This window comes from Acidihalobacter prosperus (assembly GCF_000754095.2).
Taxonomy (GTDB): domain Bacteria; phylum Pseudomonadota; class Gammaproteobacteria; order DSM-5130; family Acidihalobacteraceae; genus Acidihalobacter; species Acidihalobacter prosperus.
This window is the reverse complement of the sequence record NZ_JQSG02000001.1, coordinates 163,253-178,458: the sequence shown is the minus strand read 5'-3', so window position 1 is coordinate 178,458 and position 15,206 is coordinate 163,253. Positions and strand designations below refer to the sequence as shown.

At 66.1% G+C, this 15,206-nt stretch carries 10 protein-coding genes and 1 pseudogene; 5 read left to right on the top strand and 6 right to left on the bottom strand.

The features are described from left to right. Positions 1 to 7: 7 nt before the first annotated feature. Positions 8 to 970, bottom strand: coding sequence for an EF-P lysine aminoacylase EpmA (gene epmA, locus THPRO_RS00870; RefSeq protein WP_038087268.1), 963 nt, complete (start codon positions 968 to 970; stop codon positions 8 to 10). Between the two features lie 7 nt (positions 971 to 977). Further along, positions 978 to 1,547: an elongation factor P gene (gene efp, locus THPRO_RS00865; protein WP_038087271.1), complete on the bottom strand. Its 570-nt coding sequence runs from the start codon at positions 1,545 to 1,547 to the stop codon at positions 978 to 980. 59 nt (positions 1,548 to 1,606) lie between these two features. On the opposite strand from efp, the gene epmB reads away from it, so the two are divergent. From epmB to THPRO_RS00845, 4 genes are all read left to right on the top strand, one after another. Next, a complete protein-coding gene (gene epmB, locus THPRO_RS00860; RefSeq protein ID WP_038087275.1) occupies positions 1,607 to 2,638 on the top strand; it encodes an EF-P beta-lysylation protein EpmB in 1,032 nt (343 codons plus the stop codon). Between the two features lie 107 nt (positions 2,639 to 2,745). Then, positions 2,746 to 4,560 carry a hypothetical protein gene (locus THPRO_RS00855; protein WP_145930649.1) on the top strand — a complete coding sequence of 605 codons (1,815 nt, stop codon included), beginning with the start codon at positions 2,746 to 2,748 and terminating at the stop codon, positions 4,558 to 4,560. 77 nt (positions 4,561 to 4,637) lie between these two features. Then, entirely contained in the window at positions 4,638 to 6,716 is a 2,079-nt protein-coding gene (locus THPRO_RS00850) for an EAL domain-containing response regulator (RefSeq protein ID WP_038087280.1), read from the top strand. Positions 6,717 to 6,763: 47 nt separating this feature from the next. Further along, a complete protein-coding gene (locus tag THPRO_RS00845) occupies positions 6,764 to 7,546 on the top strand; it encodes a 3-hydroxybutyrate dehydrogenase (protein ID WP_038087283.1) in 783 nt (260 codons plus the stop codon). A 13-nt stretch (positions 7,547 to 7,559) separates the two neighbouring features. On the opposite strand, the gene THPRO_RS00840 is transcribed toward THPRO_RS00845, so the two are convergent. After that, positions 7,560 to 8,729, bottom strand: coding sequence for a thiolase family protein (locus THPRO_RS00840; protein ID WP_065089075.1), 1,170 nt, complete (start codon positions 8,727 to 8,729; stop codon positions 7,560 to 7,562). A 162-nt stretch (positions 8,730 to 8,891) separates the two neighbouring features. Here THPRO_RS00840 and THPRO_RS00835 point away from each other — a divergent pair. Continuing rightward, positions 8,892 to 10,880, top strand: a pseudogene (locus tag THPRO_RS00835) (acetoacetate--CoA ligase). Between the two features lie 83 nt (positions 10,881 to 10,963). Here the strand turns inward: THPRO_RS00835 and htpX are convergent. The 3 genes from htpX to THPRO_RS00820 all read right to left on the bottom strand — a co-directional run bounded on the left by htpX (position 10,964) and on the right by THPRO_RS00820 (position 15,161). Next, entirely contained in the window at positions 10,964 to 11,857 is an 894-nt protein-coding gene (gene htpX / locus THPRO_RS00830; protein ID WP_038087286.1) for a protease HtpX, read from the bottom strand. 104 nt (positions 11,858 to 11,961) lie between these two features. Then, a complete protein-coding gene (gene parC, locus THPRO_RS00825; RefSeq protein ID WP_065089074.1) occupies positions 11,962 to 14,211 on the bottom strand; it encodes a DNA topoisomerase IV subunit A in 2,250 nt (749 codons plus the stop codon). An 11-nt stretch (positions 14,212 to 14,222) separates the two neighbouring features. Then, entirely contained in the window at positions 14,223 to 15,161 is a 939-nt protein-coding gene (locus tag THPRO_RS00820; protein WP_038087288.1) for an HAD family hydrolase, read from the bottom strand. Positions 15,162 to 15,206: the final 45 nt, after the last annotated feature.

Sequence of the window (15,206 nt, the reverse complement as noted above, 5' to 3'; positions counted from 1 at the left end):
TCCGCGCTCAGGCCCGCGACCAGTCGAAGGCGATCACATCGGCCAGGCGTTCGCGCCCGCTCAGCCACATCAACAGACGATCCAGGCCGAGCGCGACACCTGCGCAATCCGGCAGGCCGGCGGCCAACGCGGCGATCAGCCGCCGGTCCGGCGGGCGCACCGGGGCGCCGGCGCCAGCACGCGCCTGCACATCCGCATCGAAACGCCGCGCCTGCTCGGCGGCATCCGTGAGTTCGTGGAAGCCGTTGGCCAGCTCGAGAGCGCCGGCAAAAACCTCGAAGCGCGCCGCCACCGGCGGATCGCCCGCGTGCACGCGTGCCAGGGCGGCCTGGCTGGCCGGGTAGTCGGTCAGCACCGTCAGCCGCGTCTCTGGAAAGGCCGGTGCGACCACGGCCCCCACCAACAGATCGAGCCAAGCGTCACGCGGCAGCGGTACGTCGGGTCGCACGCCGGCCGCGGCGGCCGTCGCGGCCAGATCGGCGGTCGACGCCCGGTGCGGATCGAGTCCGAGGCAGGCATCGAAGGCTTGTGCGTACGTCAGACGCGCCACCTCGAATGAGCTTGCCACACCCAAGGCATCGGCCACGACGCCGATCAGCGCCGCCACCTCGTCGGCGAGCCGCGTATCGTCCCAGCCCAGCCGGTACCACTCCAGCAGGGTGAACTCGGGATTGTGGTAACGCCCCTGCTCGCCGGCACGGAAAACCCGGCAGATCTGGTAGATATCGCCGCTGCCGGCCGCCAGCAACCGCTTCATGGGAAATTCGGGGGATGTCTGCAGATAGCGCGCCGCGCCGCCGTCCGACACCGCGAAGCTTTCGATCATCGGGTCGGTGGTCGCCGCCGCCGACAGGACCGGCGTTTCCACCTCCAGCGCGCCGTGGGCGGCAAAATACGCACGCACGGCGGCCAGCAGACGGGCCCGCTGAACCAGCGCCTCCCGTTCCGCGGAAGGCTCCCAGTCGCTCAACGCCGGATTACTTGCTGACGCGCGAGACGTACTCGCCGGTGCGCGTGTCGATGCGCAGCACCTCGCCCTGCTCGATGAACAGCGGCACCTTGACCACGGCCCCTGTCTCCAGCTTGGCGGGCTTGGTGCCGCCGGTGGCGGTATCGCCGCGCACGCCGGGGTCGGTTTCCACGATGGTCAACTCGACGAAATTCGGCGGCGTCACGCTCAGCGGCTGGTTGTTCCACAGCGTCACCACGCAGACGTCCTGGTCCTTGAGCCAATTCTTGGCATCGACCACGGCCGCCTCGCCAGCGGCATACTGCTCGAAGGTGTCGGGCACCATGAAGTGCCAGAACTCGCCGTCCGAGTAGAGATACTGCATGCTGACGTCGACCACGTCGGCGGCTTCCACCGTTTCGCCGGACTTGAAGGTCTTGTCGATCACGCGTCCCGTCTTGAGATTGCGGATGCGCACCCGATTGAAGGCCTGTCCCTTGCCGGGCTTGACGAACTCGTTTTCAACGATCGCATAGGGATCGTTGTCCAGCATGATCTTCAAGCCGCCACGAAACTCATTTGTGCTGTATGTCGCCATAGTCCCCTCTCGGTATACGCGCCGCGCGCCGAGGCAATTGAAGTAAGATAAAGCCGCATATGATACCGCTTACGCCACAGGCAATACAGAACTCCCGCGACGACGACCCGGCCTGGCGGGCCGCGATGCGATCCGCGATTCGCGATCCGCGCGAACTGCTCGACCTACTCGACCTGCCCCACGAACTGATTGCCGGCGCAGAGGCGCCGCTGCGCGCCTTCCCGTTGCTGGTGCCGCGGGGATACGCCGCCCGAATGCGCCGTGCGGACGCCAGCGACCCTCTGCTGCGCCAGGTACTGCCACTGGCAAAAGAAGCGGCCAGCGTGCCGGGCTTCGTCACCGATCCTGTCGGCGACGGACCAGCGCTCGCCGGCCCCGGCCTGCTGCACAAGTATCATGGCCGGGCCTTGCTGATTACCACCGGTGCCTGTGCGGTTCATTGCCGCTACTGTTTTCGCAGGCATTATCCCTATGCCGAGGCGAGCGCCTCGCGCGGACACTGGAACACCGTGCTGGAAACGCTTCGCGCGCAGCCTGAGATCGACGAAATCATCCTCAGCGGCGGAGATCCGCTGATGCTCGACGACGAAAAACTCGCCGCGCTGGTCGCCGCGCTGGAATCGTTGCCGCAGCTTCGCCGTCTGCGACTGCATACCCGCCTGCCGGTAGTGTTGCCCGAGCGGGTGGATGCGGGCCTGCTGACATGGCTACGCCGCAGCCGTTTACGCATCGTCTGCGTGATACACGCCAATCACGCCAACGAACTGGACGACAGCGTGGCGACCGCCCTCGATCGCCTGCGCGGAGTCGGCGTGACGCTACTCAACCAAAGCGTGCTGCTGCGTGGCGTCAACGACGATGCCGACGCGCTGGAAGCGTTGAGCCGACGCCTGTTCGAATGCGGTGTCCTGCCCTATTACCTCCACCTGCTCGATGCGGTGGCGGGCGCGGCCCATTTCGACACGCCCGAAGCACGCGCCACCGCCATCGTACGCGCCCTGCGCGCACGCCTGCCGGGCTATCTCGTCCCGCGGCTTGTCCGCGAGGAGGCCGGCCATGACGCCAAGACCGAGATCCCCCTGCGCGCCTGATCTCGCACATGATCAGATAAGGCTTCAACATGGCTCGCGATAGCGCTAACATGGAGCCATAACGACGTATTTTCATAAAAATCACACAAAGCCGGACACCGACGCCCATGCTGTGGCCCTCGCTCAAGCACCGGCCTTCTCTCGATGAAGGCATCCCCTTGTCGCCAAGACCCTTGCGTCGTTGGCTCAAGGCCCTGCCGCTGGTCGACATGGGCGAAACGACCCGGCTGGTCTACAACGGCCTGCTGACGCTCAACCAGGCGCAACTGCCCGCAGGACAACGCATACAGAACATGGAACTGGTGCGCGAGAGCGCCCAGGACGTGCTGCAACATCTCTCGCGCCACTTCATCGCCCGCTCGCTCCCGCTGCCGCCGCGCGGTCGCAAAATCCTGCGTCTGCTGCTGCGTCTGCACAAGGAGCTGTCCACGGGCTACAAGCTGGCACTGCGCGACGCCGCCCGCGGGGACAACCTGAGCAACAAGCTGCTTGCGCTCGCCACCCACCGCGCGCTGCGCCACATGAGCCTGATTCACCTGCAGGCGGCGCAGATGTATGAAACCGAGCCGGCCGGCATGTGGCACGACATCCACCTGCTCTACGCCTTTGCCGAGGAACACCAGCTCACCGCCAGCGTGGTCAAGGACGCCAGCTATCGTCACATCCGCCAATCGAGCATCGCCGAGGCCTACCTGCAGACCGCCCTGCTCGCCCTGAGCCTGCCCACGACACTGCGCCAGGGCGAAGCCGAGCGACTGGCCGGCTTCTTCGAGAAGACGGCCGGCCTGGTCGGCATCGACGGCCGCCCGCTCGCCGACGCCGGCAGCGGCGTCTACCTGATCAACCTCGAACTCGACCGCCCGCCCGCGTATACCTCGATGCCCGAGACACCCGCTCTTGCGAGCCTGCGTGGCATCACGCCGGACAAGCTGCTGACCCACCTGCGAGCGCAGCTTCAGGGCACCGCCGTGGGTCAGGGCGGCATGCAGGCGGCGGGGACGCTGCCCGCCGATCTGGCCCGCCGATTGCTGCTGACGCTGACCCAGCATGCCAAACGCGACTTTGCCCGCGCCGACCGCGACGAGCGCATCTACGTCGCCATCGGACTCGACTCGATACATCGTGCGGTCCAGGCCGATCCGGCAAGGACCATGGCACACGGCGAATCGCTGCGCGCAGCTGGCCTGCCCGACCGGGCGCGTGACCTGCGTCTGCAAACCATCCCCGAGCAGCACCGCAGCCACAACGCCGATCCGACCAATTACTACGACCCTAACGCCACCAGCGACGACATCTGGCGCCTCGTCGTCAACGACGCGCTCTGGGACCGCGCCGCACCAACGTCGCCAGCGATGGATATGGACGCCGCCGACGCGGCCGCCAGCATCGAGCAGAATCCGCCGCAGGAATGGGCGCAATGGCGACTGATCAACGCCAGCCCGGGCGGTTACTGCATCAGCTGGGAGCAAGCCGGCCCGGCCCGCGCACAGGTCGGCGAGCTGATCGGCTTGCGCGATCGCGAAGGACGTAACGTCTTATGGCGTATCGGGCTGATCCGCTGGATGCGCAACGTACCCGAAGAAGGCCTGATCATCGGCATTCAGCTGCTGGCGGCCCGCAGTTATCAGATCACGGTCCATGCCGCGCATACCCGCCGCCATGCCACCGCCGGCGCGATGGACGCCCTGCTCCTGCCCGAGGTCAAGGCGCTGCGACAGCCCGGTTCGCTGATCCTGCCGGCCGGGCATTTCCAGCCGGGCGATGACGTCGTGATTACGGAAGGCGCCAATGAAAGCCGCGTGCGCCTGCAGGAATGCCTGCAGCAGGCCACCAGCTTCGCGCAATTCATGATCGGCACCATCGATACCGAAACCCCCGCCGGACAGGAAAGCGGATTCGACGCGCTTTGGTCGAAATTATGATAGAACGGGGTTCTCCCATCGCGCGCGTCCACTAGGACACGCGCTGCAATCCACCCTGGGATCGAGAGTCTCGCCTCATGGACACCAAGCGGCTGGCGCCGATCATCGTCACCACCGACCTCAACGAAGCCGAGGAGCTGATCAGCGCGATCAGGAACAGCGGTTTTGCGATCCGCCCCGCGGTCGTCTCCACGGATGACGCGCTCCGCGAGCAGTTGCAGGCCACCCCGGCCGACCTGCTGATATTCGACACCGACAAATCCGAGCTGACGCTCGACGCACTGAAAACACTCATCAGCGACGCCGGCAAACACCTCCCCGTGATTGCGCTTACGCATCAGCCGGTTGCCGACCCCGTACCCTATATCGAGGCCGGTGCGGACGACGTGGTGCTGGCCTCGAATCATGCCCATCTCGAACACGTGGTCGTGCGCACCGCACAGGCGCAAATCAACTGGCGCGCGCTCAAGCACGCGCAGGCCCAGGTGCGGGAAAGCGAAAAACGTTGCCAGCTCCTGCTGGAAAGTTCCAAGGACGCGGTCGGCTATGCCCACGAAGGCATGCACATCTACGCCAACCGTTCGTATCTCGACCTCTTCGGTTTCGGCGACATGGACGAAATCGAAGGCGTGCCGCTGATGGATCTGGTCACCCGAGGCGAGCGCGGCAACGTTAAGGAATTCCTGCGTCAGTACGCCCGCGGCGGCGAACCCGAACAAACCCTGTCGACGCACCTGCTGACCGTCAGCGGCGACGAATTCGAGGCCGAACTCGCCTTCAGCCCGGCCAGCATCGACGGCGAGGACTGCACCCAGATCGTGATCCATCGCCAGGACGGCAACGCCAAGGAACTGGAAAAACAGATCCACTTCCTCAGCCAGCGCGATCTGATGACCGGCCTGTTCAACCGCCAGCATTTCATGGATCTGCTCAAGGAAACGGTGGCCGACGCAACGCGCGGCCTGGGCAACCGAGCCGTGATCCTGCTCGCACTGGACCGCTTCGAGGCCCTCAAGGAAACCTTCGGGATTTCCGGCAGCGACATGGTGCTGGTGGATTTCGCCAAGCTGATCGAGAAGGAAATCAACGAGCAGGACATCGCCTGCCGCTTCGACGGCAACCGATTCATCGTGCTCACGCACACCTGGCAGGCGGACGCGCTGCAGGCCTACATGGACCGTCTCGTCACCGCCGTCGCCAATCACATCTGCGAACTCGACGGCCGCTCGATCGCCAGCCCGGCCAGCCTCGGCGCCAGCGTCATCGACGAGAACGCACCCGACGCCAACGAAGTGCTGGCACGCGCGGAACGCGCCTTCAAACAGGCCAGCGGCGCCGGCGGCGGCCAGGGCGTGCTCTACCGCCCCCGCGAAGGCGAGATGAGCCAGAAACAGCTCGACGACCTGTGGAGCAAACGCCTGCGCGAGGCCATCAAGGAAAATCGCATGCGACTGCTGTTCCAACCGGTGGTCAGCCTCAACGGCGAGCATGGCGAGCACTACAACGTGTACATGCGCATGCTCGACGACAAGGGCCAGCCGGTCGCCGCGCGGGAATTCATGCCCAGCGCCGAGCGTACCGGCGCCGCCAAGATGCTCGATCGCTGGGTGCTGCATCATGCCCTCAAGCAGCTCGCGGCACGTCTGCGCGAGGATCGGCGTACAGCGCTGTTCATCAAATTGACCGCCGGCTCGCTTCAGGACCCCGAAATGCTCCCCTGGCTGGCCGAACAGCTCAAGGAAAACCGCATCAGCGGCGAACTGCTGGTATTCGAGATCAAGACCGGAATCGCGGTCAACTATCTGCGGCAAGCGCGCGAATTCCAGAAGGGTCTGAGGCAGATACACTGCCGCCTTGCGCTCGACGATTTCGGCATCGGCGCCAACCCGTTCCAGTTGCTCAAGCAGGTGCCGGCGGACTACCTCAAATTCGACGGCAGTTTCATGGACGATCTGCCCAACAGCCCAGAAAACCAGGAAACCCTCAAACTGCTGACCAGCCAGGCCCACACCGAAAACCGCATGGTCATCGCCCAGCGCGTCGAAGATCCACAGGTGCTGCCCACGCTATGGGGCATCGGCATCAACTACATCCAGGGCAATTTCCTCCAGGTGCCATCCGAGCGCATGGATTACGATTTCACCGCCATGGGCTGAGTCGACCGCGCGCGGACGCCAAAAGACGAGCATAAGGCAAAAACAGCATGAAACTTTCCGGCAAGATCGCCCTGATTACCGGCGCCGCCAGCGGCATCGGCCGCGGCATCGCCGAACGCTTCGCGCAGGCAGGCGCCGCAGTGGCCGTCGCCGACATCGACCAGGCTGGCGCAGATGCCGCGGCGGCCGCAATCAACGCCGCCGGCGGGAAGGCCATCGGCATCGCCATGGACGTCACCCGAGAGGACGACGTCCATGGCGGCACACAGGCCGTCGTCGAGGCCCTCGGCGGCCTCGACATCCTGATCTCCAACGCAGGCGTGCAGATCATCAACCCGCTTGTCGACTACGCCTTCGAGGACTGGCGACGCATGCTGGCGGTGCATCTCGACGGCGCCTTTCTCACCACCCGCGCGGCGCTGCGGCATATGTATCGCGACGACCGGGGCGGCACCGTGATCTACATGGGCTCCGTACATTCGCACGAAGCCTCGCCGCTGAAATCCGCCTATGTCACCGCCAAGCACGGCCTGCTGGGACTCGCGCGCGTGCTCGCCAAGGAAGGCGCCGCGCACAACGTCCGCACGCATGTCATCTGCCCGGGCTTCGTACGCACAGCGCTGGTAGACCGGCAGATACCGCAGCAGGCACGCGAACTCGGCATCAGCGAGGAAGAAGTCGTCCGCCGCATCATGCTCGGCAATACCGTGGACGGCGTGTTCACCACCGTGGAGGATGTCGCCGAAACCGCGCTGTTCCTGAGCGCGTTTCCCTCCGCCGCGCTCACTGGGCAGTCCGTGACCGTCAGCCACGGCTGGCACATGCAGTGAACCGGGCGCCTGCTTAGACGCGCTCCACGGCGATCGCGGTGGCCTCGCCGCCGCCGATACACAGAGCCGCCACCCCGCGACGCAGACCACGCCTACGCAAGGCATGCAGCAGGGTGACCACGATGCGCGCGCCGCTGGCGCCGATCGGGTGGCCGAGCGCGCAGGCGCCGCCGTCGACGTTCATGCGCGCATGGTCGATGCCGAGCTCCCGCATCGCCGCCATGGCGACCACCGCGAAGGCCTCGTTGACCTCGAACAGATCGACGTCGTCGACCCGCCAGCCGATGTGCCGCAGCAGGCGCTCGATGGCGCCGACCGGCGCCGTGGTGAACCACGCCGGTTCCTGCGAGTGGCCGGCGTGGCCGACAATGCGCGCCAGCGGCTCCAATCCACGCGCAGCTGCCGCCGTCGCCGGCATCAGTACCAGGGCCGCCGCGCCGTCGGCGATGCCGGAGGCCGTGGCGGCCGTGATCGTGCCGCCGTCTGGACGGAACACCGGACGCAGCGTGGCGATACGCGCCGGATCGGAGCGCATCGGCCCTTCGTCGGCCATCACCGGCTGAACCTCCCCGACGTCGACCGCCACGCGTTCGGCATCGAACGCGGCCGCCGCCTGCGCCGCGCGCGCGCGCTCGACCGAAGCGACGGCAAAGGCATCCTGCGCCGCGCGCGTAAAACCGTACCGTTCGGCCGTGGCCTCGCCGAACAGCCCCATCGCCCGGCCATCGTAGGCATCGGTCAGCCCATCCCTCACCATGTGATCGAGCGCCTCGAATGTGCCGAAGCGGTGCCCCCTGCGCGCCCCTGGCAGCAGATGCGGCGCCTGACTCATCGATTCCATGCCTCCGGCCACCACCACCTCGGCGGAACCGGCGAGGATCATATCGTGCCCCAGCATGATCGCCTTCATGCCGGAGCCGCAGACCTTGTTGACCGTGGTGCAGCCGACCGATTCCGCCAGACCGGCGCCCAGCGCCGCCTGGCGCGCGGGCGCCTGCCCCAGATTCGCGCTCAACACGCAGCCCATGATCGCCTCGGAAACCGCATCGGGCATAAGCCCGGCATCTGCCAATGCGGCCCGAATGGCGACGGCGCCGAGCGCCGGTGCCGGCACATCGGCCAGTGCGCCGCCGAAAAGGCCGATAGGCGTGCGCCGCGCGCCGACGACAACGATCTCTGACATGCTTCGATTTCCGTAATAATGGCGGCAAGCCCGCCGGGCTGGGCAGGCATTATTGCAATGCCGCAACGGACGGGCAAACGGAGGAAACCGCCGCTTTTGCGCACGACGCACGGTCGGTAGTATTCGTCCGCCTTGAACATACGAACGAGGCCATGACGGCACATGGCCAGCGACACGAGGGACTCACCGATGGCTCAGCCACTCTGGCAACCGGACGCCCGCAAGGCCGAGGACTCCAACATGGCGCGATTCCTGCGCTTTGTGCGCGAACGCACCGGCAATCCCGATCTCGTCCGTTATGCGCCGTTGTGGGATTTTTCGGTGCGCCAACCCGAACGCTTCTGGTCGTTGCTGTGGGAGTTCTGCGGCGTGCGCGCAAAGGGCGAGCACGACCCCGTGCTGGTGGATGGCGAGCGCATGCCCGGTGCCCGCTGGTTCCCGGAAATGCGGCTCAACTTCGCCGAAAACCTGCTGCGTCACCGCGACGCCAGCCCGGCGATCATCTTCCGCAACGAATGGGGCCATGCGCGCACGCTCAGCCATGCGGAACTGCACGCGGAGGTTGCCCGCACGGCCGCCGCCCTGCGCCGCGCCGGCGTGGGTCCTGGCGACCGCGTTGCCGGCTACCTGCCCAACATCCCCGAAACCGCGATCGCCATGCTCGCCAGCGCCTCGCTGGGTGCCGTCTGGTCTTCGACTTCGCCCGATTTCGGCGTCAAGGGCGTGAGCGACCGCTTCGGTCAGATCGAGCCCAAGGTGTTGATCGCCGCCGACGCCTACCCCTACGGCGGCAAAACCCACGATTGCATGCAGAAGGTGCGCGCGCTGCAAAAGGCCTTGCCCAGCCTGACCCGCACGGTGATCGTGCCCTATTCGGGTCAGCCACTGGATCTGATCGGCATGCCCGAAACCACCGCCTGACCGGAATTCCTGCCCAACGGCGAGACGCCTCCGCTCGAATACGTCGGCGGCCCCTTCGACCACCCGCTGTACATCCTCTATTCCTCCGGCACCACGGGCGTGCCCAAGTGCATCGTGCACGGCGCCGGCGGCACCCTGCTGCAACATCTCAAGGAACTGGTGCTGCATACCGATCTCAAGCGCGAGGACCGCATCTTCTACTACACCACCTGCGGCTGGATGATGTGGAACTGGCTGGTATCGGGCCTGGCCACCGGCGCCGCCATCGTGCTCTACGACGGTTCGCCGTTCCACCCGAACGGCAACGTGCTCTGGGATCTCGTGGACGAACTCGACATCAGCATCTTCGGCACCAGCGCCAAGTGGCTTGCCGCATCGGAGAAAGCCGGCATCCGTCCGCGTCTCAGCCATCGCCTGCGGACGCTCAAGAGCATTCTCTCGACCGGCTCCCCGCTCGCGCCGGAAAGCTTCGACTACGTATACAAGGACGTGAAACCCGAGCTGATGCTCGCGTCGATTTCCGGCGGCACCGACATCATCTCCTGCTTCGCGCTCGGCAACCCGCTGCTGCCGGTCTATCGTGGCGAACTGCAATGCCGTGGGCTCGGCCTCAAGGTCGAGGCCTACGACAATGACGGCCGTCCCGTGCGCGACACGCCGGGCGAACTGGTTTGCGAGGCACCCTTTCCGTCCATGCCGGTAGGCTTCTGGAACGACCCGGACGGACGCAAGTATCACGCGGCCTATTTCGAGCGCTTTCCCGGCGTCTGGGCCCACGGCGACTTCGCCGAAATCACTTCACGCGGCACCGTCATCATCCACGGTCGCTCCGACGCCACGCTCAACCCCGGCGGCGTGAGAATCGGCACTGCCGAAATCTACCGCCAGGTCGAACAGATCCCCGAAGTGCTCGAATCCATCGCGGTCGGGCAGCCCTGGCGCGGCGACGAGCGCATCGTGCTCTTCGTGCGGCTGCGCGAAGGGGTCACGCTGGACGATGCGCTGCGCCGGCGCATCCGCCTGCAGATCCGCGACAACACCTCGCCCCGTCACGTACCCGCACGCATCGAACAGGTGGACGACCTGCCGCGCACTCGTTCCGGCAAACTCACCGAACTGGCCGTGCGCGAAGCCATCCAGGGTCGTCCGGTGAGCAATACCGACGCGCTCGCCAACCCCGAGGCACTGACGGCCTTCGTGGCGCTGCGCGACAGTCTCGAGGGCACCTGAGTCGACCGCAACACCCCGCCGCCGGGCAAAAAAAGGGGCCGCACTCGGCGGCCCCTTCGCGGGTTCGCGTGATGCTGCCCAGCTTAGCGCATGGCCTCCAGCGCCGCGATGCGCTCTTCCAGCGGCGGGTGGCTCATGAACAGCTTGCGCAGACCATGGCCCAGTCCGCCGTTGATGCCGAAGGCGGCCAGCTGGCCCGGAAGTTCCTCGACCTCGTGCGCGCGCTGCAGACGGCGCAAGGCGGCGATCATCTTGCCGCGGCCGGCCAGCTTGGCGCCGCCGGCGTCGGCCCGGAATTCGCGCTGGCGCGAGAACCACATGACGATGGCCGAAGCCAGGATCGCCAGGAAAATTTCGGTCACGATCACGGTAATGAAATAGGCCGGACCGTAGTCGCGCTCGCTCTTGAACACCACCCTGTCGACCACATGGCCGACCACGCGTGCGATAAAGATCACGAAGGTATTGATCACGCCCTGGATCAGCGTCAGGGTCACCATGTCGCCGTTGGCGACGTGGCTGATCTCATGCGCCAGCACCGCCTCCACCTCGTCACGGTCCATGCCCTGCAGCAGGCCGGTACTCACCGCGACCAGCGAGCTGTTGCGGGTGGCACCGGTGGCGAAGGCATTCATGTCGGGACTGTCGAAGACGCCGACCTCGGGCATCTTCAGATTGGCCTGATGTGCCAGACGCTGCACGGTCTCCATCAGCCAGACCTCGCTGCTGGTGCGCGGCTGGTCGATGACCTGCACGCCCATGCTCATCTTGGCCATCCACTTGGACAGGAACAGCGAAATGAAGGCGCCGCCGAAGCCGAATACGGAAGCAAGCAGCAACAGGCCCGTGAAATTGATCTGGCCGCCCTGCGTCTGAATGCCGTGTACGCCGGTGACGGCCATCAGTACGTTGAGCACGACGCTCAGTACCACAAGGATGGCAATATTGGTCGCCAGGAACAGCAGAATGCGCTTCATGTATCGGTGCCCTCGGTTATGTTTTTACCCACACAATCATGTGTGCGTTGCGCTGAAATTCAAGCATATTTACGCTCGACTTACCGCATCTTTACACTTCGCTTTCACTCGCCGGCCTTCAGCCCGTCGACGCGCTGGAAGCCCCTCGGCAACCGCAGCCCGCGACGCCCGCGCTCGCCCGCATACTCGCCCAGCTCGGCCGGCTTGAGCACCTTGTGACGCTGTCCCGAATACAGGGTGAGGGGTTGCCCCGGCGACAGCGCGGCAAGTGCCGTCACGCGCTCCTCGCCGCGCTTGAGGCGCGCCGCAGGAATGCCGATCAGACGATTGCCCTTGCCCTTGGCCATGCGCGGCAGCTCGTCCAGATCGATCACCAACAGATGCCCGGCGTCGCTGGCTACCGCCAGTTGCAGGCCGCTGGCGGGCGGCAGCAGACACGGCGGCAGCACGCCCGCTCCGGCGGGCACGGTCAGCACCACCTTGCCTGACTTGTTGCGCGACACCAGATCGCCGAGACGCGCGACGAAACCGTAGCCCCAGTCGGTGGCGAGCAGTACGGCATCGTCCTCCGCACCCAGCACCAGACCGACGAAACGCGCGTCCGCAGGCGGGCTCAGACGCCCGGTCAGCGGCTCGCCCTGCCCGCGCGCGGACGGCAGCGAATGGGCCGGCAGGGCGTAGCAGCGTCCCGTCGAATCGATGAACACCGCCTGCTGGTTGCTGCGGCCTGGCGCGGCGGCGAGGAAACCGTCGCCGGCCTTGTAGGCGAGCCCTGCGGCATCCACTTCGTGTCCCTTGGCGGCGCGCACCCAGCCCATGCTCGACAGCACCACGGTCACGGGCTCGGAGGGCACCAGCGCGGCCTCGCTCAGCGCCTGCGCCGCGGCACGAGCGACGATGGGCGAGCGGCGGTCGTCGCCATAGGTTGCCGCATCGGTTTCGATTTCCTGCTTGATCACGCGCCTCAGGCGCGCCTCGGAACCGAGCACGCGCTCAAGCTCGGCGCGCTCCTGCTGCAGGGCCTCCAGCTCGGCGCGGATCTTCATCTCCTCGAGCCGCGCGAGCTGGCGCAACCGGGTGTCCAGAATGTAGTCGGCCTGTTCCTCGCTGAGCGCGAAATGCGCCATCAGCACCGACTTGGGCTCGTCCTCCGTGCGAATGATGCGGATCACCTCGTCGAGATTCAGGAAGGCGATCAGCAGGCCGTCGAGCAGATGCAGACGGCGGTTGACCTTGTCCAGCCGCCAGTTCAGCCGTCGGCGCACGGTTTCGGTACGGAACTGCAGCCATTCGCTCAGCAGCGCCCGCAGATTCTTCACCTGCGGGCGGCCGTCCAGGCCGATCATGTTCAGATTGACCCGGTAGCTGCGTTCGAGATCGGTGGTGGCGAACAGGTGCGCCATCAAGGCCTCGACGTCGACCCGCGCCGAGCGCGGCGTGATCACCAGACGCGTCGGCTGCTCGTGATCCGACTCGTCGCGCAGATCCTCCACCATCGGCAGCTTCTTGGCCTGCATCTGCGTGGCGATCTGTTCGAGTATCTTGGCGCCCGAGACCTGGTACGGCAGCGCGTCTACGATGATGTCGCCGTTTTCCTGACGCCAGCGGGCGCGCAGCCGCAGGCTGCCGTTGCCGCTGCTGTAGAGGGCCACCAACTCCTCGCGCGGCGTGACGATCTCCGCCTCGGTCGGGAAATCCGGCCCCTGGATGTGTTCGCACAAGGCCTCGACATCCGCCTTCGGATTGTCCAGCAGATACGCACAGGCGGCGGCGACTTCGCGCAGGTTATGCGGCGGGATGTCGGTGGCCATGCCGACGGCGATGCCCGTGCCGCCATTGAGCAGCACGTTCGGCAGACGCGCCGGGAGCAGGCTCGGCTCGTCCAGCGTGCCGTCGAAATTCGGCGCCCAGTCGACCGTGCCCTGCTCCAGCTCGGCCAGCAGCAGCCGCGCGTAGGGCGACAGTCGCGATTCGGTGTAGCGCATCGCGGCGAAGCTCTTGGGGTCGTCCTGCGACCCCCAGTTGCCCTGCCCGTCCACCAGCGGGTAGCGATACGAGAAGGGCTGCGCCATCAGCACCATGGCCTCGTAGCAGGCCGAGTCGCCGTGCGGGTGGAACTTGCCGAGCACGTCGCCGACGGTGCGCGCGGATTTCTTGTATTTGGCCGTGGCCGACAGGCCCAGCTCGGACATCGCGTAGACGATGCGCCGCTGCACCGGCTTGAGGCCGTCGCCGACGTGCGGCAGCGCGCGGTCCAGGATCACGTACATGGAATAATCCAGGTACGCCTTTTCCGTGAAGGCCGAGAGCGGCAGGCGCTCGGCGCCGTCGTGATTCGCGTAAGCGTTTGCCATGCGTTTGGGTATCAGTCGTTGTCGTTGAGGTGACGGGGCGGCTGGCCGACGCGGGCGCCGAGCGCGGCCTCGCGGTCGCGCACGATACGTTCGGCGATCTCGCGCACCGCGTTGCTCAGCCACATGTGGGTCTGCGAGCCGGGCCGGTAGTCGGCCGGGCCGAATGACTGCACGCGCCCTTGGCGCTGCAGCTCGTTGATCTGGCGGAATTCCTTGTCGTGGCCGGGATTGTAGACGCCATACGTGCGCCCGCCGCTGCGCTTGACCACCGAGAACACGGGCACGTCGGAAGGTCCGTCGGCCACATACACGATGTTCTGGAACGGGATACGGCGTTCGCCCTCGGGCAGGTTGGCGTTCACGCTGATCTGGTCCGGATGCTTGTTCACGCCCTTGTTGATCTCGAACACGGCGCGCGTCTTGGTGGTGTTGTCGAGCACGTAACCAATCTGGGCAATCTCGTCGCCGTCGCCGTCGAGATCCTCGACGAACTCGCAGCCCCACACGCCGTCCAGCTCCGGCGCCAGCGCGCTGCCGCGGATGGTACGCGTGAAGCCGGTGCTGACCACGTAATGCTCCAAGGTGATGTCATGGTGCGCAAAGGCCGGCTCGGAGGCCACCGCCGCGCGCAGTTCGGCAAAGAATTCGGGCAGACCCGGATAGAACACCAGTTCGCGGCCGAGGGCTTCGAGCAGTGCGTTGCTCAGCCCCTTGAAGGTGCCGCGACGCACATAGGCCAGCACATGGTTGAGATAGGCCATTTCGCTGGCGACCTGTTCGCAGCCGCGCGCGCGGTACTGTGCCTCCAACGCATTGACCTCGCGCCAGAAGACCTTCTCGTCCACGCCGTAATGGCGGAACAGCGGCGCCTGCATGTAGCCCGGGATCAGGGTCTTGTCGAAATCCCAGACCATGGCGATGATGGTCTGCGTGAACAGCGGCGCACTCATGCTGCCCGCCTTGCCGGCTGCCGTTTGAGGCCGCGCGCATCTGCA